The sequence below is a fragment of the Aureimonas sp. ME7 genome (assembly GCF_903970965.1).
Taxonomy (GTDB): domain Bacteria; phylum Pseudomonadota; class Alphaproteobacteria; order Rhizobiales; family Rhizobiaceae; genus Aureimonas.
This window is the reverse complement of record NZ_CAJCKW010000009.1, coordinates 24043-47789: the sequence shown is the minus strand read 5'-3', so window position 1 is coordinate 47789 and position 23747 is coordinate 24043. Positions and strand designations below refer to the sequence as shown.

Genomic DNA, 23747 nt, shown 5'->3' with positions numbered 1-23747 from the left:
GGTCCGAAGCCGGCCAGGAGCGTTCGGAAAGCCGGACGCTACGTCGGTTCCACCTTCGACCGCTTTCGGGAAACGCATCCGCATTGCTTTGGGGTGGAAGGAGCGTTCCGTATCTGGCGAACGGCAACCCCGAGCTTCGAAGCGCTAGCGCGGATCGACGTCCAGCGTAGCCCGATCATGGCACTGGCCGGATGGACGCCGCCGGCGAAGGGGCTGGTTCTTCGATGCCAGCGCGTCGCGAAGGGCAGGAAGCGCGTGTGCCAACAGGAACGTCACCGTCGTGCTGGACAGCCGCGAAGCGCTATACCGCACCGGACATCGCTCGGCTCACACCTATCCACCGCGATCACCTGTCCAACGCCTCGACACGTCGATCGTCAAATCAGCGGACGGACGACCCGAAAATCATGAATTCCACCATCGCTTATCGAACGCCGGCAACCAGCGCACAACATGATGCGACATCAGATCGAGGGTCCGACGCTTCTCGCGGCTCGCCACTGCAAACGTTTGGGAAAAACGGTGGTACGGTTGAGTGGGTTCGAACCACCGACCTTCGGAGCCACAATCCGACGCTCTAACCAACTGAGCTACAACCGCATACCGACAGTGCCCGCAATAGAAAACTTTGCGGGGAAAGGCAAGGGGCCGCTGGAGGATGGCGAAGCAGCAGCCCCGCGTTTCACAAGCCGTCCCGGCTCCTGGCCTTTTCGGCCGCCTCGCGCGCCGGGCGCACGACATCCTGCGCGACGGATTGCGACAGGGTCTGCAACTCCTTGGCCTGGTCGGCCGCCAGTTCCACCTGACGGCGGAGGAAACTCGTCTGGAGTTCGATGAATTCGGCCATGCTTTTCGCCGAGGCGAGTTTTTCCAGATGGGAGAAGTTCATCTCCGCTTGCGCCCTCATGCCCTCAAGGGCACGCTTGGTGAGGTTCAAGGAGCCGGCATGGGCGTTCTCGATCGTCGCCTCCAGCGTCTGAGACGCCTGGTCGGCGGCCGACTTCATCCGGTCGTAGGCCTGCCGGGACTGCTCGATCGACTTCTGCGTCATCGTGCGGAAGGCCTCGCCCATCCTCGCGGGGTCGAGCCCGAGCGCGGCCTGGGCGCGCTGCGCGCTTTCGAAGGCGTCGCGCGCCGGATCGTTGTTGTTGAAGTTCTCGGTGTCGGACATGAGAATTCCTCCGGAAACGAACGATGAAAGATGAAGCCCTCGCTTGAAAGCTAGGCGCGCCGTGCGCTAGGAACAGCCCCGACGCGGCGGCCATGCGAACGCGCGTTAACCCTAAGGGCGGCCTTCACGCGTCGCCGGGCGCGAGGTTCTGGCTTTGACCTGCGCCAAGCTCTATTAACGGAACGGTAACCCTAAGTCGTTCCTGGGAGCCGAGGCCATTTCTTCCGCCCTCGACATCATGGCCCTGAAATCCGTCCAGGCGGCCGCCGCCGCGGGCTCCGCCGTGATCGTGCTCGACGACGAGCTCGGATCGGTTCTGTGGACCAACCGCGCCGGGGAACGGCTCGCCCGCTCGCCCGGCGGCAACGCGGACGTGGTTCGGCAGATCGGCTCGGCGCGCGAAGCCTTCGCCGCCAAGGGGCGCACCCAACTCCTCATCCGGCCGAATGCCGCGAGCGGGTTAGGGCGCGCGGTGCTCGCCCGGTTGGAGCGTGTCGCGCTCGGGTCCCGCCCTCTCGCCCTTCTTTCGGTGAAGCTCGGCCTCGTCACCCGGACCCTTGTGGAGGAGGCGCGGGACGCCCTGCACGACGCCGGCCTCGAAGCCTCGCTCGCCTGCGTCGTCGAACTCGATGGCATGGTGGCCGCAACACCGTCCCTTCCCGCGCACGAGCATTCGCTTCTCGCCGTTCAGGGCCGGGAGTTCCTTCTGGCCGAGGAGGATCGGCTGATCGTGGAAGACGAGGCGGGCGCCCTGTCGTTTGCACGCATCTCGCCGTCGCTGGCCCTGATCCATCTCGACATGATCGACATGGACGCGTCGTCGCCCGAGGAAGAGGAGACGATCGAGGCACCCGAAGAGCTGTCGGCTTCGCCTACCGTCGACGATGAGGCAGCCCCGCCACCCGAAGCTCCCATGCCGGCCGCCGAAGCGATCGAGCATGAAGCGGACGAGATCGCCGCCGCCGATCCGGCGCCGATCGCACGAGACGACGGACCTGACGAGGCGCCCCCTCCCGCTCCGACCATTTCGGGGCCGTTTCATGCCAAGCTCGACGCCGAGCCGGTGCGCTTCGTCTGGCAGATCGACGCCGACACGTGCTTTTCTCATCTTTCCCCGGAATTCGCCGCGGCGGTCGGTCCGCACGCGGCCGATGTGATCGGCCGCTCCTTCGCGGATGTCGCACGGGTGTTCGGGTTCGACGAAAACGGCGAGATCGAACGGCTTCTCCAGCGTCGCGACACATGGTCGGGCCGCTCGATCGTCTGGCCGCTGGAAGGAACGGACCGGCGCGCGCCGGTGGATCTCGCCGCTCTCCCCGTCTACAGCCGCGGCCGCGAGTTTCTGGGCTTTCGCGGGTTCGGCGTCGTTCGCCCCGGCGAACACGAGGCCGACCCGGCCGCGATCGGCCTGGCGCTGACGATCCCCGATCGCGGCGCAGTGCCGCCCACGGCCGCCGCCGAGCCGGGCCCCGCCCCAATCGAAGCGCCGGAGGCGGCCGAGGCACCGGACACGGCGGATGGCGAGCGCGCCTTCGGGCGCCGCGCTTCGCCGCCTCCGGTGCCGGCCGATCCGCGACGGCGCGAGGGCAGCCTGTCCTCGGCGGAGGCCGCCGCCTTCCGCGCCATCGGTGCGGAGCTCGGCCTGCCGATCGCCCCCTCGACGGCCGTGCCGCCGCCGTCCGCCCTGCCCGTCGCATCCGAGCCGCCCGCTTCCGCGGCTCCCGCCCCCGAAGAAGGCGAGGGTGAGCTTCTCCTGCCGGTGCAGGAGCTGGAGGACATGCTCGACGCGCTGCCCCTCGCGGTTCTCGTCCAGATGCAGGACCGGCTGATCTTCGCCAACCGCCGCTTCTTCGCGCTGACGCGCTACGAGGATCTGGACGCGCTGGAGGATGCCGGCGGGCTCGACCGGCTGATCCAGACCTCGGGCTCGGGCGAGGGCGACGAGGACGCCGTCCTGATGCGCGCCGACGGGGCGATCGAACGCGCGCGCCTCCACCTCCAGCGCATCAGCGTGGCCGGCCGCTCCTGTCTCCTGATGTCCTTTCCCCCGACGGCGCCGTTGCCGGAGGAGGAGTTCGACACTGAACTCCTCGATCTCGAACGCGAGGTCGAGGAGTTGCAGGCGGTGCTCGACACGGCGACGGACGGCATCCTCCTTCTCGACGAGGAGGAGCGGATCCGCAAGATGAACGGAGCAGCCGAGGCGCTGTTCGGCGTTCGCCCCGACGCCTATGCCGGCCTGCCGCTGCACGATCTCCTGACGCCCGAAAGCCGGCAGCCGCTGTCGGACTATATCGGCACGCTTCGCGACAACGGCCTTGCCTCCATCCTCAACGACGGGCGCGAGGTCATGGCCCGCGTCGGCTCCGGGGGCGGGGCGATCCCGATCTTCGTCACGCTCGGTCGCCTGTCGGAAGGGCGCGGCTGGTGCGTCGTGATCCGCGACATCGCGCAGTGGAAGACGGCCGAGTCCGAACTCGTGGAAGCGCGGCGGCAGGCGGAGGACGCCAGCCTCCATAAGAGCCGGTTCCTGGCCAATATCAGCCACGAGCTGCGCACGCCGCTCAACGCCATCATCGGCTTCGCCGACGTCATGGCCTCCGAATGCTTCGGACCGATCGGCCACGAGCGGTATCTCGAATATCTCGGCGACATCAAGCGCTCCGGGCACCACGTGCTCGATCTCGTCAACGACCTCCTCGACATCTCCAAGATCGAGGCGGGCAAGGTGGATCTCGCCTTCGAAGCCGTCTCGCTCAACGAGGTGGTGGCCGAGGTCGTATCGCTGATGCAACCGCAGGCCAACCGCGAGCGGGTGATCGTGCGCTCGGTCCTGCCGGCCTCGGTTCCCGCCGTCGTCGCCGACCGGCGCTCGGTCCGGCAGATCGCCCTCAACCTGATCGCCAACGCGGTGCGCTTCACGCCGGCCGGCGGCCAGATCGTCGCCTCGACCCATTACGGCACCGACGGAAACGTCGCCCTGCGCTTTCGCGACAGCGGCATCGGGATGACGGATCGCGAGATCGAGATCGCTCTGACCCCGTTCCAGCAGGTCCATGCGGGCCGGGGCGACCGGAGCGAGGGCACCGGTCTCGGGCTTCCGCTGACCAAGGCGATGACGGAGGCCAACCGCGCCCAATTCTCGATCGCCTCGACGCCGGGCGAGGGAACGATGGTGGAAATCCTGTTTCCCGCCCAGCGCGTCCTCGCGGGCTGACGGGTCGGCGGCGCGCCGGGCGGGCGCTCGGAGCTGAGCCGAGGCAAACCCGTTTTCGCCCGCCTTGCGCCTTGCCTTGGCGGCGGCGCAATTAAATGGCAAGGAAAGCCGAAGGGTCGGTCCGATCCACCGGGTGGTCTTTGCGCAGCATCGTTGCCGCCAGCCTTCCTCGAAGGACGAGAGATTGATCGAACCCCGTGCCCCGTCTTCCCGCGCTTCGTCCGGCGGGCGCACGGCCCGAGACTGGAAAAGGCGGAGCTTCGCGGCGGTGGCTCTCGTTCTCGCTGCGATGGGCGCGGCGGCGCTCTACCTTCTGTCGTCCGTTCCGCTCGATCTTTCCGCCGCCCGCAGCGATATCGAAGCGCGCCTGACGCGGCTCGTCGGCGCACCTGTGGTGGTCGATGGGACCGCCGAGTTTTCCTTGTTTCCCAAGGCTCGCGTCGTCCTGTCCTCCGTTCGGGCCGTGGCCGGCGGCAGCCATCCCGTCCAGCTCGACGTCGATCGTCTGGAAGCGGAGTTCGACCTTCTCGACGCGCTGACGGGCACGGCCGACATCAAGCGCGTCACCCTCGTGCGGCCCGAGATCGGACCGCCGTCCGAGATCGACCCGGCGGGCGCAGCGGCCATTGCCCCGCCCCCCGCCTCCCCCGGCATCGCGCCTCCTTCGCCGGCGGGCGGAGACCGGCGGGATCTTCGCGATCTCCTCGTGCGATTCGAGGGTCTGCGGGAACTGCGCATTCGCGACGGCCTTCTTCATTGGCCGGGGCTGCGCAACGGCCTGTCCAACGCCAATCTCGATTTTCGCTGGGACGGCGGCAGCGCCCCGGCTCTTCTTGAGGGCACCTATGTCTGGAACGGGCAGCCGGCCACCATTCGAACGCGGCTCGACCGTCCGCTGCCGTTCTTCGACGGGGAAACGAGCCCGATCCAGGTGCAACTGTCCTCCCCATCCGGCGAGGCGGCCTTCTCGGGCGAGGGGTCGGGCGGGGAGTATCTGCGCCTTGCGGGCGCGTTGAAACTGTCCACGCCGTCCCTGTCGCGCGCCGCGCGCTGGATCGACGGTGCGGCGCTGCCGGACTTCGGCGCCTTTTCGCTGGAAACGCGGATCGAACTCGTCGGCGACCGGCTGAATCTGGGCGCTCTCGATCTCGACCTCGGCGGCAGCCGCGCGCGCGGCGCCGTGGAGGCGATCCTGACGGGGGGCGCGAATGCCAAGCGCTCGGTGTCCGGTACGCTGGCCTTCCAGGATCTTGACGTCTCGCCCTTTCTCCAGACGGTGGCCCCGGTTCCGCGCAACATCGTCGATCTCCAGCGCCCGATCCGGATCGACTGGGCGAAGACGCTCGACATCGACATGCGCGTGTCGGCGGCGCGCGCGCGCTTCGGCGACATTCCGGCCAGCGACGTCGCGGCGGCCGTCAAGGTGATGAACGGCTCCGGCATCCTCGATATCGGGGATATGAGCGTCCTGGGCGGGAGCGGCAGCATGCGCGTCGGCCTCGACATGTCCGGCCCGCAACCGGCATTGAGCGCCGACATGCGCCTGCGACGCGTCGGGATGGCGGACCTCGCCGCCCTGTCGCAGACGCCCATTCCCTTTTCGGCCGGATCGGGCGACCTCGATCTGAGTTGGAAGGGACCGGCGGCGAACTGGGGCGAGATCCTGATGGACAGCCGCTCGAACCTGACGCTGCGCGTCGACAACGGAACGCTCCAGGGATTTGCCCCCGACATGCTGCGCTCGGCCGGGCAGCATGCGATCGATCTCTCGCCGGGCGGCGCGTCGCAGCCGTTCCAGGACTTCACGCTGTCCGTGCACGGTGCGGGAACACGCATGCGCCTCGACACCGTGGCGATGACCACGAGCGCGGGAACGAGCGAGGCGCACGGCACGTTCGACGCGCGCACGCAGGCGATCGAGCTTCGCGGCCGATCGCTCGCGCCGGTGGTGGAGGCCTCGGGTTCGGGGCCGACGTTCACTTCCTCTCAACCGGTTTCGTTTACGATCCGAGGCGACTGGCCCCGCCCGGACATGATCGTGAACGCGCCCGACGCGCCGATCTAACGCTAACGAGTGGTGGGGCGCTTGGCATCAGGAACCGGACGCCCATGGCAAAGCCGCCCCTCCTTCCCCGCACGATCCGCATTCATACTTTCGCTCTTGCCCTCGCGACCTCCGCCGCGAGCCTGACGCCGGCCGCAGCCTCCTCCGTGGCGGTGGGCGAAGCGCGCGGGGCGGGCGGCTCCAGCGTCGTCGAGCTCAAGGCGAAGCCGGCAAAGTCCGCTTCGCCGGCGGCTTGCGCGCAAGAGTTCCACACGCGGTTCGAGGCGATCCGCACCGGGCCGCTCGCCGCCTTGAAGACAGCGGCCGGCGCCGACGCTAAGGCCGGCGACGCGCGCCTGCCGGGCGCGCTTCTGTTCCCCCCGCAGGCGCGCCCCGGCACAGCCGAGAATGCCTCGGCGCTGCGCGCCGCGTCCGATCTCGCCCGCCGCCAAGGCTCGATGGCGCAGCCGCTCGACGCCAACACGCGCTGGATCGTGTCCCGCATCCGCGAGGATCTGGGGGACTTCCTGTCCCAGAAGCCGACGACCTATCTGTGCAGCGGCATCGCGGAATATCTCGATACGCTGCGCGCGCAGGCCGCGCGGATCGGCTCCTCGCCGGACCGCCTCGCCGCCCAGGTCGAGACCCAGCGCGAGGCCGCCAAGGCGAGCCTCGATCGCGCGAGGGCGGCGCTGCGTCCCGCTCCCCTGCCGCGCTTCGCCCCGAGCGACCGGCCGGGCTCCGAACTCGTGGCCGACACGCTGCGCTCGAGCGTCGGCCTGCACGACGAGGACGTCTACGGACCGGTGATGCGGGTCGCCGGCCGCCAGGACGTCCGGATCTCGGAAGGAAGCTCCGATCCCGACCTGCCGCCGCGCAAAAGCTTCGAGGCCTTGCGCACCAACGAGGACGTGGCGCGAGCGGTTCGCGATCTGGCCGCGCGGGCGCAGGGCGCGGGCGCCCTCGGTGCTCCCGCCGCGACGGACACCGATCCCGTGCGCACCGGCTCGATCGCCGTCATGGGCCCGCAGAGGCCGGATCCGCGTCCGGCGCTCGCCCTTCTCGTCGAACTGAAGCCGCGCCTCGTCGGCCCGGCCGCTCCTACGTCGGATCCGCTCCTGCGGGCCGATCTCACGCAGTCCTTGTCCGACCTCGAAGCGCTGGACTATCTCCTGGCCGCCGCCGACATGCCGGCCGACCCGCTGCCGGCCGCGCTGGAAGCGACGTTCCAGGCGATCGAGACCGCGCGGGCCGAAGCCTGCCACTGCGCGCCCTGACCCGTCACGCTCCTTGCGCGGCGAGCCTTTCGTCGCGCAGGCGCCTGATCTCCTGGCGCTTGGCGAGAAGCGCGGCGATCACCACGCCCACCGCCACCACCGCGATCAGGATGGTGGAGATGGCGTTGATCTCGGGCGTGACGCCGAGCCGGACCTGGCTGTAGATCCGCATCGGCAGCGTCGTCGCGCCGGGGCCGGAGGTGAAGCTCGCGATCACCAGATCGTCCAGCGAGAGGGTGAAGGCCAGCATCCAGCCGGCCGCCACGGCCGGAAAGATCACCGGCAGGGTGACGAGGAAGAACGCCTTCCAGGGCGGGCAGCCGAGATCCTGTGCCGCCTCCTCCAGCGACAGGTCGAAGGACACGAGCCGCGACTGCACCACCACGGCGACGAAGCACATGGTGAGCGTCGTGTGGGCGAGCGTCACCGACCAGAAGCCGCGATCGAAATTGATGGCGACGAAGAGAAGCAGCAGCGACAGGCCGGTGATCACCTCGGGCATGACCAGCGGCGCGAACACCATGCCCGAAAACAGGATGCGCCCGCGAAAGCGCGTGTAGCGCACGAGTGCGAGGGCTGCGAGCGTGCCGAGCACGGTGGCGAGCGTCGCCGACAGGAGCCCGACGCGCAGCGTCACGAAGGCGGCGTCGAGAAACAGCCGGTTCCCCGCGAGCGCGGCGTACCAGCGCGTCGAGAACCCGCCCCACACGGTCACGAGCTGCGAGGCGTTGAACGAGTAGATCACGAGGATCAGGATTGGCAGGTAGAGAAACGCGAAGCCGAGGACCAGCGACACCACGTTGAACGGGGACAGACCGCGCATCCTCAGGACACCTTCGCCTGGACGCGCTGGAACAGCATGATCGGGATCACCAGAACGAGAAGCAGGAGCACCGCGACGGCGGATGCCACGGGCCAGTCGCGGTTGGTGAAGAACTCGTCCCACAAGGTCTTGCCGATCATCAGCGTCTGCGACCCGCCGAGGAGATCGGGAATGACGAACTCGCCGACGGCGGGAATGAAGACCAGAAAGGCGCCGGCGACGACGCCCGGCAGCGACAGAGGAAAGGTGATGCTCCAGAAGGCGCGAAGCGGCGTCGACCCGAGATCGCTCGCCGCCTCCAGAAGGCGTGGATCGAGCCGCTCCAGGCTGGCGTAGATCGGCAAGACCATGAAGGGCAGGTAGGAATAGACGATGCCGATATGGACCGCCGTCTCGGTGTTGAGGATCTGGAGCGGCGAGGCGATCGCGCCCGTCCACAGGAGGAACTGGTTGAGATAGCCCTCGTTGCGAAGGATGCCGATCCAGGCATAGACGCGGATCAGGAAGCTCGTCCAGAACGGCAGGATCGTCAGCATGACGAGGATCTGGCGCGCGGTGCGCGGTGCCCGCGCCATGCCGTAGGCCAGCGGATAGGCGACGAGAAGCGACAGCGCGGTCGAGATCGCGGCGATGCGCAGCGACGACAGATAAGCGTCGAGATAAAGCGGATCGTCGGCGAGCCAGAGGTAGTTGTCGACGCCCAGTTGCCGGAGATCGGCCAGGAACCCGGACCAGCCGTCCAGCGAAAAGGCCGGGATGTAGGGCGGCTGGGCGATCGTGGTTTCCGACAGCGAAATCTTGAGAACGATGCCGAACGGCACCAGAAACAGCGCCAGCAGCCAGAGATAGGGCACGCCGATCACCGTGCGGCGCCACCAGCCTCCAGCCCCCGCCGCCTTTGTCGCGCTCGCCATCGCTCCCCGCCCCTATTCGGCCAGAACCACGCCGGCGTCGCGCCCGAAGGACAGGAAGACTTCCTCCTCCCAGGCGATCTGCTCGGACGAGGCGCGCGCCGCGTTGATGACGGTGCAGCACATCAGCGTTCCGTCGGCGAGCTTGACGTTGAACACCGTCACGTCGCCGAGATAGGCGATGTCCCACACGGTGCCGCGCAGCGTGTTGGGCGTACCGTCCGGGGGCGCACGGCGCGACAGGCGGACCTTTTCGGGCCGGATCGCGAAGGCGACCTTCTGGCCGGGCCGCAGCGCCAGCCCGGTTTCCGTCTCGATCGGGCCGGGAACGCTGTCCAGCCGGGCGATCTCGCCGTCCACCCGGTCCACCACGGCTTCGATCAGCGTGATGTTGCCCACGAAGTCGGCGACATAGCGCGAGGCCGGCGCCTCGTAGACCACGGCCGGCGGCGCCACCTGACAGAGCTGGCCCGAGCGCATCACGGCCATGCGGTCGGCCATGGTCATCGCTTCCTCCTGGTCGTGGGTGACGATCACGAAGGTCAGGCCGAGCTCCTGCTGGAGGTCCATCAGCTCGAACTGGGTTTCCTCGCGCAGCTTCTTGTCGAGCGCGCCGAGCGGCTCGTCGAGAAGCAGCACCTTCGGGCGTTTGGCGAGCGAGCGCGCGAGCGCCACGCGCTGCTGCTGGCCGCCCGACAGCTGGCTCGGCTTGCGGCGGCGGAAGGGCTCCAGCTTGACGAGCTTCAGCATCTCTCCAACCCGCGCGTCGATCTCCGAGCGCGCCATTCCGTCCTGACGCAGGCCGAAGGCGATGTTCTTCTCCACGCTCATATGCGGGAAGAGAGCATAGGACTGAAACATCATGTTGAGCGGGCGGCGGTAGGGCGGCACGCCCTTGAGGCTCGCGCCGCCCAGCCGGATGTCGCCCGCGGTCGGTTCCTCGAAGCCGGCCAGCATGCGCAGAAGCGTGGACTTGCCGCAGCCGGAGGGGCCGAGAAGCGCGAAGAACTCGCGGTCGTAGATGCCGAGCGACAGGTCGTCCACCGCCGTGAAGTCGGCGAAGCGCTTGGACACGCGATCGAACTCGATCAGAGGCTTGGCAGCGGGGTCGTTCCAGGGGTCGAAATTGCGGCGAATGTTGCCGAGTGACTTCTGCGCGCCCGCCATGCCGACCTTTCGAACCCGTGTGTCCCGTTTCCCGTCGATCGCGGAACCGAAGCGCTCTAGCGCCCGGTCTTGACCGTGGTGAAGGCGCGCGTCGCCAGACGCTGCGCGCGCGAGTCGTAGGGCAGCTTGATGAAGAGCTTACGAAGGGTCGCCTCGTCCGGATAGATCGCGGGATCCTCCAGGATTTCCTTGTCGATCAGGGGCTGCGAGGCGAGGTTTCCGTTGGCGTAGGACACGTAGTTCGTCGCCTTGGCGATGACCTCGGGGCGCATCATGTAGTCGATGAAGGCGTGCGCCTCGTCGACATGGGGCGCGTCGGCGGGGATCGCCATCTGGTCGAACCACATCATCGCGCCTTCCTTCGGGATGGCATAGCCGATCTCGACGCCGTTCGAGGCCTCCTCGGCGCGGTCGCGCGCCTGGAACACGTCGCCCGAGAAGCCGATCGCCACGCAGATGTCGCCGTTGGCGAGCGCGTTGATGTATTCGGAGGAATGGAAGCGGCGGATGAAGGGGCGGATTGCCGACAGGAGCTCTTCGGCCTTCTTCATCGAATCGGCGTCGCTGGCGTTCGGGTCGAGGCCGAGATAGGCGAGCGCGGCGGGGATGATCTCGCCCGGCGCATCGAGCATGTCGATGCCGCACTTCGACAACGCTTCGGCGTTCTTCGGGTCGAACACCAGCGCCCAGCTGTCGAGCGGCGCGCCGGGCAGCGCCTCGGCGACCTTGGCCGTGTTGTAGCCGATACCGGTCGTGCCCCACATGTAGTTCACCGAATGGGCGTTGCCCGGATCGAACAGGGCGACGCGCTCGGAGATCAGCGGCCACATGTTCTTGAGGTTCGGCAGCTTGGACTTGTCGAGGTTCTGAAAGACGCCGGCCTCGATCTGGCGCGAAAGATATTCGGCGGACGGCACCACGACGTCGTAGCCGCTGCCGCCGGCCAGGAGGCGCGTTTCCAGGATCTCGTTGGAATCGTAGACGTCGTAGACGACGCGAATCCCCGTTTCCTTGGTGAAGTCGTCGATGATCGAAGTGTCGATGTAGTCCGACCAGTTGAAGACGTTGACGACCTTTTCCTGCGCCAGGGCCGAGTGGGAGCCGGCCAGGATCAGGGCGCCGGTCAGGAGGGAGGACGCAAATCGCATCGGTCGGACACCTTCTTCTCGCGGTCGGGTCTGTTGCCGGGCAATATCGACAACGAGGCCTGATTTGCCTAGGGCCTTCGCACGTTTTCCCTTTGCCGGTTATTCGAGCGGGTCATGAAAACGGCATCCTCGCCGTAGGGTGCGATCCATCGGCGCACCTCCGGCTCGTCCAGCGGCGAGAAGCCGAAGCGGCTCCAAAACGGCGACGTGCCGTAGACGGACACGAGCATCGCAGCCCCGAAAGGCTCGGCAAGACGGAGAAGGCTCTCGACCGCCCGGTCCGCCAGATGGTGCCCGCGCCATTCGGGCGCGACCGCGACGTCGTGGATGTAAAGGCTGTCGACGTTTGTCGGCAGCGCGCCGAGCACCGTGTCGATCGGCGGCGGCCGCCGGAAGGGGGCGGGATAGGCGATCGCGTAGCCGGCAAGTTCTTCGTCTTGGTCGGGCAGGACGAGGCACCCCTGTCCGAACAGGGCGAGCCGGTCGGCGAACATCTCGCGCCGCTCGAAGAAGGTCGGATGGACACGCTCCGACAGGGCCATCACGGCCTCGATGTCGGCCTCCAGCATCGGCCGCCAGTCGCCAGGCGCCGGCGCCCTCACCGGTGCTTGCGCCCCTCGCCGTAGAACATCTTCTCCCACGCCTTGTGCGCCTTGTACCCTTCGCGGATGAACGGCGTGAAGACGGCCAGGTTGAGAACCGCCTTGTTGGTCAGGTTGGCGGGAAAGCGCAGCGGCTTCTCGAAATCCACGAACAGCACCACGCGGACTCCATCGGAATGGTTCCAGGCCTCGTGCTCGTAGGCGTCGTCGAAGATCAGCGCCTCGCCCTCGCGCCAATGGCGCGTGTCGTCGGCGATGCGGATGCCGATCTTGTCGGGCTGGTCGGGCACGACGAGCCCGAGATGGAAGCGCAGGACCCCGTTATAGGGGCCGCGATGGGGCGGCAGGTGCTTGCCGGGCTCGAAGATCGAGAACATCGCGGACTTCAGACCCGGGATCTTCTGGAGGATGCGCCAGGTTTCCGGGCACTGCCGGATCGCCTCTTCCGACTTGATGCCGTAGCCGCACAGGAAGAACGTCTTCCAGTTCTGATCGGACGAGATCGAGCGCACCTCGGAAGATATCTCGTGAAAGGCGGGAAGGTCGCCCTTGCGCACCAGGATCCGGTCGAGTTCCTCGCGGATCAGGCGCCATTCGGCCTCGACCTCGCGCGCCCAGGGGAAGTCGTCGGTCGGGTAGACCGGCGGGTTGCCGACGGCCGAATGCCGCAGATTCAAGGCTTCCGCCTTGTCGACCAGCCCCTGCACGGTGCGCGCGACGACGCCGCCTCGGCTCATCGTGTCTTCCAGCCCCTGCGTCTTCCCCGTTTGCTGGGGGCTGCGCTCGTTCGGGCTCGTCGGCTTGGGTCGGGTGTCGCTCATGGCGGTCTCGCGTCTTTCCGTCGTCACCATTTCGGTGCTTCGCGCCGGGTTTCAATGGAATCCTCCGGCCGTCAAGCGGAAGATATGTCGAAGACGTGAACCGCGCGGTGCCGGCGGCACCCGGCGGCGCGAGGTTTTCGCCGCCTTCCGAGCCCGCCTTCCGTCCGATGGTGCGAGACGATATGCTCGGCGCCATCGATCAACCGCCCGCAGGATCGCATGCCCGACCGCACCCGATCGTCCAAGCCGGAGAACGGCAGCCCGTCCAAGATCAAGCGCGACAAGCCCAAGCGGCGCAGCACGGGCGACGGGCCGCTGAGCCCCAGTGTCTCTCCGCGCCTCGGCGGTCCTCGCGCAGTGCCCGAACTGTCCGCCAGCCGCCCGTCCTTCCTGGATTCGAAGCGCGGCGTCGGCTCCATGGCGGAAGCGGGGGAATGGCTGCGCGTTCGGGGCATCGAGGACATCGAGTGCATCACGCCGGACCTTGCCGGCGTGGCACGCGGCAAGATGATGCCGGCCAAGAAGTTCACTGGCAACACCTCGCTGGCGCTGCCGTCCGCGCTCTTCATGCATACGATCTCGGGCGACTACCCGGAAGAAACCGGCTCGTTCCGCTATTCGCCCAACGACGGCGACCTGAAGCTCGTGCCCGACCTTTCGACGCTGTCGGCCGTGCCTTGGGAAAGCGATCCGACCGCGCAGGTGATCTGCGACCTCGTGGACACCGCCGGGGAAGCCGTCGGCTACACGCCGCGCAACGTCCTCAAACGCGTCGTCGGCCTCTACGAGAGCCGAGGCTGGCGCCCCGTGGTGGCGCCCGAGATCGAGTTCTACCTCGTGTCCAAGAACGTCGACCCCGACTATCCCCTGACCCCGCCGATCGGGCGCTCGGGCCGACAGATCCAGGGCGGGCAGTCCTATTCGATCGGCGGCATCAACGAGTTCGACGAACTCATCGACGACATCTACCACTTCTCCGACGGGCAGGGCCTGGAGATCGACACGCTGATCCACGAGGACGGCGCCGCCCAGCTCGAGATCAACCTGCGCCACGGCAACCCGATCGAGCTCGCCGACCAGGTCTTCATGTTCAAGCGCACGATCCGCGAGGCAGCGCTGAAACACGACATCTACGCGACCTTCATGGCGAAACCCATCCAGGGCCAGCCGGGTTCGGCCATGCACATCCACCAGTCGGTGGTCGACGTCGAGACCGGGCGCAACGTCTTCGCCGGCGAGGACGGGGCGCCCTCGCCTCTGTTCTTCTCGTTTCTGGGCGGCATGCAGCGCTACGTGCCGGCGGCCCTCGTCATGATGGCGCCATACGTGAACTCCTATCGGCGCCTGACCTACGGCATGTCGGCGCCCACCAACAACGCCTGGGGCTTCGACAACCGCACGACGGCCTTTCGCGTGCCGACCTCGGACCCGGCCGCGCGCCGCGTCGAGAACCGTCTCCCCTCCTCGGACGCCAACCCCTATCTGGCGCTCGCCGCCTCGCTCGCCTGCGGCTGGCTCGGCATGGTCAACGCGGTCGAGCCCGACCAGCCGACCGACCGCACGGTGAACGAGGACGGCGTGATCTCGCTGCCGCGCGGCCTTCTGGAGGCGGTCGCCGCCTTCGAGGCGGAGGAAGCCTTCCAGGAGGTCCTGTCCAAGGAGTTCGTCGGCACCTATGCCGGCATCAAGCGCGGCGAACACGAGACCTTCATGCAGGTGATCAGCCCCTGGGAGCGGGAGTTCCTGCTGCTCAATGTCTGAGCCCTACCAGTCCCCGATCTCGCCCGGCCGCTCGTGGTACGAGGACTCGGTCGGGGATCGCCCGCGCTATCGGTCGCTCGACGGATCGACGCGGGCGGACGTCCTCGTCGTCGGCGGCGGCTATACCGGCTTGTCGGCGGCCCTCCATCTGGCAAGGGCCGGCGTCGACGTCGTCTTGTGCGAGGGGGCACGGCTCGGCGACGGCGCGTCGGGGCGCAACGGCGGACAGTTCGGCACCGGCCAGCGCCTTTGGCCGGAGGAGATGGAGCCGAGATACGGCGTGGAGCGCTCCCGCCGGCTCTTCGATCTGGCGGAAGCGGCCAAGGCGAGCCTCGTCGAGACGATCGCGGCGGAGGGGATCGACGCGGACTTTCGCCCCGGCCAAATCTCGCTCGCCCATAAGAAGCGCTACGTCGAAGACTTCCGGCGCCATGCCGACTGGCTGAACGAGCGCTACGACTACCCCCATATCCGCTTCATGGACGCAGCCGAGACCGCCGAGCGGCTCGGCTCGCCCGCCTATCACGCGGGCCTTCGCGACACCGGCACGGGCCATATCCACCCGATGAAGCTCCTCGTCGGCATGGGCCGGGCCGCGCGGCGGGCCGGCGCGCGGCTCTTCGAGGACACGCCGGTTCGCCGCCTACGCCGCGAGAACGGCCTTTGGCAGGCCGAAACGCCGACGGGAACCGTGTCGGCGACGCAAGTCCTGCTCGCCACCAACGCCCATGGCGGGCGCCTCAACCGCGACAACGCCGCCCATGTCCTGCCGATCCGCTCGTTCATCGGCGCGACGGAGCCGCTCGCCGAACCGGACCGCGTCCTGCCCGGCAACGAGGCGGCAGACGATTCGCGCTTCGTCGTGCGCTATTTCCGCAAGACGCCCGACAACCGGCTCCTGTTCGGCGGGCGAGAGGCCTATACGTCGGCGTCCGGCGACGTGGCGGGCCAGATCCGGGCGCAGGTCGGCTCGATCTGGCCGCATCTGTCCGACGTCGCCTTCAGCCATGCCTGGGGCGGCTCGGTTGCCGTGACCATGCCGCGCATGCCCTATGTCGCGAGCCCCGAGCCCGGGCTGACCGCGATCGGCGGGTTTTCGGGCCACGGCGTCATGCTGACGCACTGGACCGGCCGCCTCTACGCCGAGCGCATCACGGGAGGCGGGACGGATCGCCTCGGCGTCTTCGAGGATCTCGACATCCCCGCCTTTCCCGGCGGATCGTGGCTGCGCGGTCCCCTTCTGTTCCTGGCGATGACTTGGTATGCCTTGCGCGATCGTTTCTGATAGATGACAACCGGAAACCGATAGGCGTCATGAGCTTGGCGCAACGTCGCCAGACCGGAAGGCTCGCCTTGACCATCACCGACGCTCCCGCCGCCGCCCGGCCCTCCTTGCGCGATCGCCTGCGATCGGACACGCGCGAAGCGCACGAGGCGCTGGACGCATCCTTCGCCGACATGTTCGGCGACGCGGAAGGCGCGCGCTATCGCCGGTTCCTGCGGATGAACCATCTGGCGCACGAGGCGATCGAGCCCATCCTGTCCGGCAGCCCGCTCGATTGGACGGGGCGGGACGCGCCGGATGCGGGACGCCTGGCAGCCGTGCGCCGCGACGCCGAGGCGATCGGACTGCCGCCCGAGCCCGCGCCGGGCTTCCCGATCGAAAACCCCGACCTGCCCGAAGCGCTCGGCATCGCCTACGTCCTGGAAGGTTCACGCCTCGGGGCCAAATTCATGCTGCGTGCATTGAAACGTGAGGGGGCGGGGAGTGGCGATCCCTGGCCGACGGCCTATCTGGAAGCTTCCAGCGATGCGCGTCCCTTCGCCCATCTGATCGAGCGCATGGACGCCGAGCCGATGAACGAAGGGATGGTTCGTCGCGCAGTGAGTGCGGCGGACGAGACGTTCCGCTTCTTTCAACGTCTGGCCGAAGACAGCGCAACAAGGACGATCCGCGTTTGACCATACAGGCCCAAGAGTTCGGCGACGTCGATCTCACCAACTGCGAGCGCGAGCCGATCCAGTTTCTGGGGCGCATCCAGAACTTCGGCTTTCTGCTTGTCGTGTCGATGGACTGGCTGATCGAGCGGGTCTCGACCAATATCGACGCTTTCGTGAACCGCGACGCCGAGAGCCTTCTCGGCGAGCCGGTGCTGTCGATCGTCTCCGAGGGCGCCCTCCATTCGATTCGCGGGCGGCTGCAGATCCTGTCGGGCGATGGCGGGGTGGAGCGCATTCTCGGCCTCGACCTTCTCGGCGGCGGCCTGCGCTTCGATGTCGCGCTGCATGTGTCGGGCGGCTCCATCGTGATCGAGGCAGAGCCGCTGGCCGAGCGGCCCTCCGGCAATCCCGGCGCGCTCGTCAAGAGTATGATCACCCGCGTCCAGAAGACGGACGGGCTGGACGCGCTTTATCGCGAATGCGTGCGCCAGCTGCGCGGCATCACCGGCTTCGACCGCGTCATGCTCTACCGCTTCCAGGATTCCGGCGCCGGTTCGGTGATCGCGGAAACCGCGCGCTCGTCGATCGGGTCCTTCCTGGGGTTGAACTATCCCGCGACCGACATCCCGCCGCAGGCGCGCGCCTTGTACATCCGCAATCAGGTGCGCCTGATCGCCGATGTCGGGTCGCAGACCGTTCCCATCGTCCCCGAGCTCGACCCGCACGGGCGGATGATCGACCTGTCGCTTTCGGTACTGCGCTCGGTCTCGCCCATCCATATCGAATACCTGACCAACATGGGCGTTGCGGCCTCCATGTCGGTGTCGATCGTGATCGACGGCAAGCTGTGGGGACTGTTCGCGCTCCACAACTACGCACCGCGCCATCTGCCGATGGACGTGCGGGGCGCGGCCGAGCTGTTCGGCCAGATGGTGTCGCTGATCATCGAAGGGCGCCTCGCCAAGGAGCAGCGCCGCGCGGAAGAACTCGGGCGCGAGCTTCACGACCGCTTCGTGTCCAAGATCGTCGCCGCATCCTCGACGCTGGATTCGATCGGCGAGTTTGCTGACGACCTGCGCGAGATCATTCCCGCCGACGGTTTCGCGGTCTGGGTCAAGGGCGAGGCGCAGCGCTTCGGCCATTGCCCGACGGAGGAGGAACTCGCCGGTCTCGCCCGCTTCCTGAACCGCGCGGGCTCGGGCCGCATCTACGCGACGGACGAGATCTCGGCGCTGCATGCGCCCGGCGCCGACTATATCGAGCGGGCGGCCGGCGTTCTCGCCATCCCGATCTCGCGCTCGCCGCGCGACTACCTCCTGTTCTTCCGCCGCGAGATGGTCCAGACCGTGACCTGGGCGGGCGATCCGAAGACCAAGGAGCGCACGGTCGGGCCGAACGGCGTCCGGCTGACCCCGCGCAAGAGCTTCGAGGCCTGGAAGGAAACCGTGCACGGCAAGAGCCATGCCTGGACGGTGAGCGAGACCAAGGCGGCCGAGGCGCTGCGCATCTCGATCCTGGAAGTGCTCCTGCGCTTCAACGAGGAAAGCGAGCGCCAGCAGAGCCTCGCCACGCAGCGCCAGGAACTCCTGATCGCCGAGCTCAACCACCGCGTGCGCAACATCCTCAGCCTCATCCGGGCGCTCGTCGTCCAGTCCAAACCCAGCGCGCGCACCGTGGACGAGTTCGCCGGCATCATCGGCGGACGCATCCAGGCGTTAGCGCGCGCGCACGATCAGATCACCAGCGACACGGCCGCCGCGACCACGCTGCGCGACATCGTGCGCACGGAAGTCTCCGCCTATATCGGCGGCAAGGCGGACCGGGTGCGCCTGTCCGGGCCCGACATCTTCGTGGAGGCCAAGACCTTCTCGACGCTGGCGCTCGTGTTCCACGAGCTCGTGACCAACTCGGCCAAATACGGCGCCCTGTCCGACTCCTCGGGCAGCGTCGCCGTATCGTGGCAGCTCGACGAGGACGAGACCTGCCGCATCGACTGGGTGGAAAGCGGCGGCCCGCCCGTCGCCCCGCCCCGCCGGCGCGGCTTCGGCTCGACCATCATCGAGCGCTCCATCCCGCACGACCTGTCGGGCGAAGCGCGCGTCGACTACCGGCTCGCCGGGGTCCAGGCCCATTTCAGCCTGCCCCGCGCGGTGTTCCATACGCAGGCGCCGCGCTCGACCTTCGCCGTGTCCGAGGCGCAGGAGGAGGCGACGTTGCCCCCCGCGGACCGGCGCGTCTCGCTGGAAGGGCTGAAGGGACTGATCGTCGAAGACAACCTGATCATCTCGCTCGACGCCGAGCAGCTTCTCCTCGACCACGGCATGAGCGAGGTGTTCACCGCCGCCAGCGTCGCGGATGCGCGCCACATCATCGACACCCAGCGGGTCGACGTCGCGCTTCTCGACGTCAATCTCGGTTCGGAAACGTCCTTCCCGCTGGTCGGCGACCTGAACGCGCGCGCCATCCCCTTCGTCTTCGTGACCGGATACGGCGAAGCCATCGAACTGCCGCCCGAGGCCGAGCATGCCGACGCGGTGAAGAAGCCCTTCGTGTCCGATCTCCTGATTGCCGCCATCGCGCGGGCCGCGGCGCGGGGGAGCCCGCGATGAGGCGTCGCTGACGCCTCGTCGCCAACGGTCCACGGACCGGTCTTCCATTTTTCAATCGATTAGACTATCGAGATCGGAGGCGGACGTCCCAAGCCGCCATCCGGCCGTTGCTCGGAGGTGAAGCCGCTTGTCCAGTCAGATCATTCCCGTCGATTGCTTCGATTACATCGTGTTCGGCGGCAACGGCGACCTTGCCGAGCGCAAGCTTCTGCCCGCCCTCTACCATCGGGACAATGACGGACAGATCCCGCCGGGCGCACGCATCATCGGTGCGTCGCGAACGCCCCTGTCGGACGAGGAATACCGCGCCTTCGCGCGCGAAGCGCTCCAGTCCTTCGTGGCCGAGGCCGATCGCAACGAGGAGGCCATTGCGCGCTTCGTGTCGCGCTTGTTCTACCGGCAGGTGGACGCGCGCAGCGAGACCGGCTGGGCCGAGCTGAAGAGCCTTCTCGACGAAGCCGGCGGGGACCGGATCCGCGCCTTCTATCTCGCGGTCAGCCCGGCGCTCTTCGGCGACCTCGCCTCCAGCGTCCAGCGCCATGGCCTCGCCAACGAGAAGACGCGCCTGGTGGTGGAAAAGCCGGTCGGGCGCGACCTCGCCTCCGCCAAGGCCCTGAACGCCCTGATCGGCGAGCATTTCGCCGAGAACCAGGTGTTCCGCATCGACCACTATCTCGGCAAGGAAACGGTGCAGAACCTGATGGCTCTGCGCTTTGCCAACATGCTCTACGAGCCCTTGTGGAACTCGGCCTTCGTCGATCACGTGCAGATCACGGTGGCCGAAAGCGTCGGCCTCGAAGGGCGCGCGGGCTACTACGACAAGGCCGGCGCCCTGCGCGACATGGTGCAGAACCACATCCTGCAGCTCGTCTGCCTCGTGGCGCTCGAACCCCCCTCCTCCTTCACCGGCGACGCGCTGCGCGACGAGAAGCTGAAGATCCTGCGCTCGCTCAAGCGCATCGACGAAAGCAACATCGAGCATCTCACCGTGCGCGGCCAGTACAAGGCCGGCGCCTCCAACGGCGGCGCGGTGAAGGGCTATCTCGACGATCTCGGCGAGCCGACCAGCGACACCGAGACCTTCGTCGCCATCAAGGCCGAGATCAACAACTGGCGCTGGGCGGGCGTCCCCTTCTACATCCGCACGGGCAAGCGCCTGTCGGAGCGCATGAGCGAGATCGTCGTCACCTTCCGGCCGATCCCGCACTCGATCTTCGACGAGCAAGCCGGCCACGTGCAGCAGAACCAGCTCGTCATGCGCCTTCAGCCCGACGAGGGCGTGAAGCAATGGCTGATGATCAAGGATCCCGGCCCCGGCGGCATGCGCCTGCGCCACGTGCCGCTCGACATGAGCTTTGCGGAAAGCTTCGGTGCTCGTAACCCGGACGCCTACGAGCGCCTGCTGATGGACGTGATCCGGGGCAACCAGACCCTGTTCATGCGCCGCGACGAGGTCGAGGCCGCATGGGAATGGGTCGATCCGATCCTCAAGGCCTGGGAAGCCCGTTCGCTTCGCCCGCAGGGCTATACGTCCGGCACCTGGGGCCCGTCCTCCTCCATCGCGCTGATCGAGCGCGACGGGCGGACGTGGCACGAGCCGGATTGAGGCGGGCGATGACGATCCGCGAGCACGACTATCCGACGCGTGAGGCGCTCGCCGAGGCGCTCGCCACCGGCGTCGCGGCGGTTCTGGCCGGCGGCATCGCGACACGCGGCTCGGCGGTTCTGGCCGTTTCGGGCGGCTCGACGCCCAAGCGCTTCTTCGCCGCGCTGGCGAACGTCGATCTCGAGTGGGCCCATGTCACCGTGTGCCTCGTCGACGAGCGCTGGGTGAGCGAGACGAGCGATCGCTCCAACACGAGGCTGGTGCGCGAAAACCTCCTAACGGGGCGCGCCGCCGCGGCCCATCTCGAGCCGATCTTCGTGGACGGCCCCTCGGCAGCCGAAGCCGAGGACGCCTTGTCCGCGCGCTTCTCCGCCCTGCCCCGCCCCTTCGATGCGGCGATTCTGGGCATGGGCAACGACGGGCACACGGCGTCCTTCTTTCCAGGTGCCGACCGGCTGCCGCAAGCGATCGATCCGAACGGCCCGCACCGGGTCATCGCGATCGAGGCCCCTGGCGCCGGCGAGCCACGCGTCACGCTGACCCTCCCCTTCCTTCTGGAAGCGCGGTTCCTAGCGCTCCACATCGAGGGCGAGGACAAGCGCGCGACGCTGCAGCGTGCCTGCGGCAAGGGTCCGGTCGAGGACATGCCCGTGCGCTCCGTCCTTAGGGGCGAGCGGGCCGAGCCGCTGCAGATCTTCTGGGCGCCCTGAAGGGCGCCCTTTCCATCCCGAAGGGTTGACGCCATGTCCGCCGATCGCCGTATCGAAGACATCACCGACCGGATCCGCGAGCGCTCCGCTCCGACGCGCGAGCCTTATCTCGCGCGCATCCGGCAGAAGGCCGCGACCGCGCCCAAGCGCTCCGCCCTCAACTGCGGCAATCTCGCCCATGGCTTTGCCGCCTGCGGCCCGACCGACAAGGAGCGTCTGATCGGCGACCGGACGCTCAACCTCGGCATCATCACCTCCTACAACGACATGCTCTCGGCCCACCAGCCGTTCGAGACCTATCCCGAGATCATCCGCCAGACCGCGCGCGAAGCCGGCGCCACGGCGCAGGTCGCGGGCGCCGTGCCCGCCATGTGCGACGGGGTCACGCAAGGGCAGACGGGGATGGAGCTGTCGCTCTTCTCGCGCGACGTCATCGCCATGTCGGCCGCTGTCGGCCTCAGCCACGACATGTTCGACGCCGCCGTATATCTCGGCGTCTGCGACAAGATCGTGCCGGGGCTCGTCATCGCCGCTTTGTCCTTTGGCCACCTGCCGGCGATCTTCGTGCCCGCCGGCCCGATGACATCGGGCCTGCCCAACGACGAGAAGGCGCGGGTGCGCCAGCTCTACGCCGAAGGCAAGGTCGGGCGCGACGCGCTGCTGGAGGCGGAGTCGAAGAGCTATCACGGCCCCGGCACCTGCACCTTCTACGGCACGGCCAACTCCAACCAGATGCTGATGGAGATCATGGGGCTCCACACGCCGGGCTCCTCCTTCGTCAACCCGAACACGCCCTTGCGCGACGCGCTGACGCGTGAAGCGACACGTCGCGCGCTCGCCATCACCGCGCTCGGCAACGAATACACGCCCGCCGGCCTCGTGGTGGACGAGCGGGCGGTGGTGAACGGCGTCGTCGGCCTTCATGCCACCGGCGGCTCCACGAACCACACGCTGCATCTCGTCGCCATGGCGGCGGCGGCCGGCATCAAGTTGACCTGGGCCGACATTTCGGAACTGTCCGAGATCACGCCGCTGCTCGCCCGCGTCTACCCGAACGGCCTCGCCGACGTGAACCATTTCCAGGCGGCCGGCGGCATGGGCTTCCTGATCCGCGAGCTTCTCGGCCACGGCCTCCTGCACGACGACGTGCGCACGGCCTGGGGTACGGGCCTGTCTTCGTATACGGTCGAGGCCAAGCTCGGGGAGGACGGACAGGTCGTTCGAACGCCGACGCCCGAGCTCAGCGGCGACCCCAAGGTGCTCACCACCGCCGATCAGCCGTTCTCGGAAAACGGCGGCCTTCGCATGCTGTCGGGAAACATGGGCAAGGCGGTGATCAAGGTTTCGGCCGTGAAGCCGGAGAAGCGCGTGGTCGAAGCGCCGGCTCGCGTGTTCCACGATCAGGACGAGTTGCAGCGCGCCTTCAAGGCGGGCGAACTGACCGGCGACTTCGTCGCCGTCGTCCGCTTCCAGGGTCCGAAGTCCAACGGCATGCCCGAGCTTCACAAGCTCACCCCCTCGCTCGGCGTCCTCCAGGATCGGGGGCAGCGCGTGGCGCTCGTCACCGACGGACGCATGTCGGGCGCGTCCGGTAAGGTGCCGGCGGCGATCCACGTGACGCCCGAAGCGCTGGACGGCGGCCCGATCGGCAAGATCCGCGACGGCGACCTGATCCGGCTCGACGGCGAGGCGGGTACGCTGGAAGTCCTGGTGGACCCGGCCGAGTTCGCGCGCCGGCCCAATGCCGAGGCCGATCTCTCGGCCAACGAGACGGGCCTCGGGCGCGACCTCTTCGCCGTGTTCCGCCGCGCGGTCGGCACCGCCGACACGGGCGCCAGCGTCTTCTGAGCGCCCCCGCGCCGGCCGAAACCGGCCTTGCGTGACAGGGCCCGCCCGGATCGGCTAGAGGTGGGCTCGAGCGGGGCCGCCCGGCGGCTTG

At 68.0% G+C, this 23747-nt stretch carries 17 protein-coding genes and 1 tRNA gene; 10 read left to right on the top strand and 8 right to left on the bottom strand.

Features of this window, described 5'->3' with window-relative positions; translation table 11 throughout:
- Positions 1 to 523: 523 nt before the first annotated feature.
- Positions 524 to 600: transfer RNA gene (locus tag H7A85_RS15350), tRNA-His, on the bottom strand.
- An 82-nt stretch (positions 601 to 682) separates the two neighbouring features.
- The gene (locus tag H7A85_RS15345) at positions 683 to 1171 is read right to left on the bottom strand and encodes a phasin family protein (protein WP_182086837.1); all 489 of its coding nucleotides are present in this window, start codon (positions 1169 to 1171) and stop codon (positions 683 to 685) included.
- A gap of 238 nt (positions 1172 to 1409) precedes the next feature.
- On the opposite strand from H7A85_RS15345, the gene H7A85_RS21000 reads away from it, so the two are divergent.
- The 3 genes from H7A85_RS21000 (at position 1410) to H7A85_RS15330 (ending at position 7709) form a co-directional block, all read left to right on the top strand.
- A complete protein-coding gene (locus tag H7A85_RS21000) occupies positions 1410 to 4388 on the top strand; it encodes a histidine kinase dimerization/phospho-acceptor domain-containing protein (protein WP_182086836.1) in 2979 nt (992 codons plus the stop codon).
- Positions 4389 to 4656: 268 nt separating this feature from the next.
- A complete protein-coding gene (locus H7A85_RS15335) occupies positions 4657 to 6453 on the top strand; it encodes an AsmA-like C-terminal region-containing protein (protein WP_182086835.1) in 1797 nt (598 codons plus the stop codon).
- A gap of 44 nt (positions 6454 to 6497) precedes the next feature.
- The gene (locus H7A85_RS15330) at positions 6498 to 7709 is read left to right on the top strand and encodes a hypothetical protein (protein ID WP_182086834.1); all 1212 of its coding nucleotides are present in this window, start codon (positions 6498 to 6500) and stop codon (positions 7707 to 7709) included.
- Between the two features lie 4 nt (positions 7710 to 7713).
- On the opposite strand, the gene H7A85_RS15325 is transcribed toward H7A85_RS15330, so the two are convergent.
- From H7A85_RS15325 to H7A85_RS15300, 6 genes are all read right to left on the bottom strand, one after another.
- Positions 7714 to 8532: an ABC transporter permease subunit gene (locus tag H7A85_RS15325; protein WP_182086833.1), complete on the bottom strand. Its 819-nt coding sequence runs from the start codon at positions 8530 to 8532 to the stop codon at positions 7714 to 7716.
- Positions 8533 to 8534: 2 nt separating this feature from the next.
- Positions 8535 to 9446, bottom strand: coding sequence for an ABC transporter permease subunit (locus H7A85_RS15320; protein ID WP_182086832.1), 912 nt, complete (start codon positions 9444 to 9446; stop codon positions 8535 to 8537).
- Positions 9447 to 9458: 12 nt separating this feature from the next.
- Positions 9459 to 10610: an ABC transporter ATP-binding protein gene (locus H7A85_RS15315; protein WP_182086831.1), complete on the bottom strand. Its 1152-nt coding sequence runs from the start codon at positions 10608 to 10610 to the stop codon at positions 9459 to 9461.
- Between the two features lie 56 nt (positions 10611 to 10666).
- Complete coding sequence (locus H7A85_RS15310) at positions 10667 to 11758, bottom strand: polyamine ABC transporter substrate-binding protein (RefSeq protein WP_182086830.1); 1092 nt, start codon at positions 11756 to 11758, stop codon at positions 10667 to 10669.
- A 68-nt stretch (positions 11759 to 11826) separates the two neighbouring features.
- Positions 11827 to 12327 carry a GNAT family N-acetyltransferase gene (locus H7A85_RS15305; protein WP_182086829.1) on the bottom strand — a complete coding sequence of 167 codons (501 nt, stop codon included), beginning with the start codon at positions 12325 to 12327 and terminating at the stop codon, positions 11827 to 11829.
- Positions 12328 to 12356: 29 nt separating this feature from the next.
- Entirely contained in the window at positions 12357 to 13181 is an 825-nt protein-coding gene (locus H7A85_RS15300; RefSeq protein WP_182086828.1) for an aspartyl/asparaginyl beta-hydroxylase domain-containing protein, read from the bottom strand.
- Positions 13182 to 13400: 219 nt separating this feature from the next.
- On the opposite strand from H7A85_RS15300, the gene H7A85_RS15295 reads away from it, so the two are divergent.
- The 7 genes from H7A85_RS15295 (at position 13401) to edd (ending at position 23656) form a co-directional block, all read left to right on the top strand.
- Positions 13401 to 14942 carry a glutamine synthetase family protein gene (locus H7A85_RS15295; RefSeq protein WP_182086827.1) on the top strand — a complete coding sequence of 514 codons (1542 nt, stop codon included), beginning with the start codon at positions 13401 to 13403 and terminating at the stop codon, positions 14940 to 14942.
- On the top strand, positions 14935 to 16227 hold the full coding sequence (locus H7A85_RS15290) for an FAD-binding oxidoreductase (protein WP_182086826.1): 1293 nt from the start codon (positions 14935 to 14937) through the stop codon (positions 16225 to 16227). The genes H7A85_RS15295 and H7A85_RS15290 overlap by 8 nt, the downstream gene beginning before the upstream one ends.
- Before the next feature lie 68 nt (positions 16228 to 16295).
- A complete protein-coding gene (locus H7A85_RS15285) occupies positions 16296 to 16904 on the top strand; it encodes a biliverdin-producing heme oxygenase (protein ID WP_182086825.1) in 609 nt (202 codons plus the stop codon).
- A complete protein-coding gene (locus H7A85_RS15280; protein ID WP_182086824.1) occupies positions 16901 to 19492 on the top strand; it encodes an HWE histidine kinase domain-containing protein in 2592 nt (863 codons plus the stop codon). The genes H7A85_RS15285 and H7A85_RS15280 overlap by 4 nt, the downstream gene beginning before the upstream one ends.
- A gap of 127 nt (positions 19493 to 19619) precedes the next feature.
- Positions 19620 to 21098, top strand: coding sequence for a glucose-6-phosphate dehydrogenase (gene zwf, locus H7A85_RS15275; RefSeq protein WP_182086823.1), 1479 nt, complete (start codon positions 19620 to 19622; stop codon positions 21096 to 21098).
- An 8-nt stretch (positions 21099 to 21106) separates the two neighbouring features.
- Positions 21107 to 21808: a 6-phosphogluconolactonase gene (gene pgl, locus H7A85_RS15270; protein ID WP_182086822.1), complete on the top strand. Its 702-nt coding sequence runs from the start codon at positions 21107 to 21109 to the stop codon at positions 21806 to 21808.
- Positions 21809 to 21841: 33 nt separating this feature from the next.
- Positions 21842 to 23656: a phosphogluconate dehydratase gene (edd, locus tag H7A85_RS15265; RefSeq protein ID WP_182086821.1), complete on the top strand. Its 1815-nt coding sequence runs from the start codon at positions 21842 to 21844 to the stop codon at positions 23654 to 23656.
- Positions 23657 to 23747: the final 91 nt, after the last annotated feature.

Excerpts from the sequence above, each read along its gene's own strand:
- H7A85_RS15300 (WP_182086828.1), bottom strand. The coding sequence starts at position 13,181 with ATGAGCGACACCCGACCCAAGCCGACGAGCCCGAACGAGCGCAGCCCC.
- edd (WP_182086821.1), top strand. The coding sequence starts at position 21,842 with ATGTCCGCCGATCGCCGTATCGAAGACATCACCGACCGGATCCGCGAG.
- pgl (WP_182086822.1), top strand. The coding sequence starts at position 21,107 with ATGACGATCCGCGAGCACGACTATCCGACGCGTGAGGCGCTCGCCGAG.
- H7A85_RS15320 (WP_182086832.1), bottom strand. The coding sequence starts at position 9,446 with ATGGCGAGCGCGACAAAGGCGGCGGGGGCTGGAGGCTGGTGGCGCCGC.
- H7A85_RS15290 (WP_182086826.1), top strand. The coding sequence starts at position 14,935 with ATGTCTGAGCCCTACCAGTCCCCGATCTCGCCCGGCCGCTCGTGGTAC.
- H7A85_RS21000 (WP_182086836.1), top strand. The coding sequence starts at position 1,410 with ATGGCCCTGAAATCCGTCCAGGCGGCCGCCGCCGCGGGCTCCGCCGTG.
- H7A85_RS15295 (WP_182086827.1), top strand. The coding sequence starts at position 13,401 with ATGCCCGACCGCACCCGATCGTCCAAGCCGGAGAACGGCAGCCCGTCC.
- H7A85_RS15325 (WP_182086833.1), bottom strand. The coding sequence starts at position 8,532 with ATGCGCGGTCTGTCCCCGTTCAACGTGGTGTCGCTGGTCCTCGGCTTC.
- H7A85_RS15310 (WP_182086830.1), bottom strand. The coding sequence starts at position 11,758 with ATGCGATTTGCGTCCTCCCTCCTGACCGGCGCCCTGATCCTGGCCGGC.
- H7A85_RS15305 (WP_182086829.1), bottom strand. The coding sequence starts at position 12,327 with ATGCTGGAGGCCGACATCGAGGCCGTGATGGCCCTGTCGGAGCGTGTC.
- H7A85_RS15315 (WP_182086831.1), bottom strand. The coding sequence starts at position 10,610 with ATGGCGGGCGCGCAGAAGTCACTCGGCAACATTCGCCGCAATTTCGAC.
- H7A85_RS15330 (WP_182086834.1), top strand. The coding sequence starts at position 6,498 with ATGGCAAAGCCGCCCCTCCTTCCCCGCACGATCCGCATTCATACTTTC.
- H7A85_RS15345 (WP_182086837.1), bottom strand. The coding sequence starts at position 1,171 with ATGTCCGACACCGAGAACTTCAACAACAACGATCCGGCGCGCGACGCC.